The organism is Brachyspira catarrhinii (genome assembly GCF_005518285.1).
Taxonomy (GTDB): domain Bacteria; phylum Spirochaetota; class Brachyspiria; order Brachyspirales; family Brachyspiraceae; genus Brachyspira; species Brachyspira catarrhinii.
This window is the reverse complement of record NZ_SJDU01000802.1, coordinates 1-414: the sequence shown is the minus strand read 5'-3', so window position 1 is coordinate 414 and position 414 is coordinate 1. Positions and strand designations below refer to the sequence as shown.

General features: G+C 26.8%; 1 protein-coding gene. It reads right to left on the bottom strand.

All coding sequences use genetic code 11. The features are described from left to right. Positions 1 to 414: radical SAM family protein (locus EZH24_RS14555; protein ID WP_161976207.1), on the bottom strand; the 414-nt coding region annotated here is incomplete at both ends.

Below are 414 nucleotides of genomic sequence, written 5' to 3'. Positions count from 1 at the left end.
TCATCAAAATTATCAAGCATTGATGGTTCACCGCCACTAAAATCTACCCAATTACCACCTCTAATTTTACCTTTTTCAGCAAAAATTTTAAAATAATCTAATATATTATATTGAGGCTTTACAAAAAAATTTTGTTTTGTAAAGGTGCAGTATTTACAACGTTGATTACATGCCGTATAATGCTGTATATTAAATCCAGCTGGCAAATGAGCACCGCCTAAAAAATCAAAATTAACATCTGAAAACTTTTTATCTACTAAATTAGAACAATATTTACAATTATCAGAACTATGGTCATTTTCATCATTTATAGAATAGAATAAATCTTTTCTTCTCTGAACTATTAAATCATATGTTAAATTATTTGACTTTATTTCATCTACATTAATCAACACAGGAGATTTTTGTATTCCA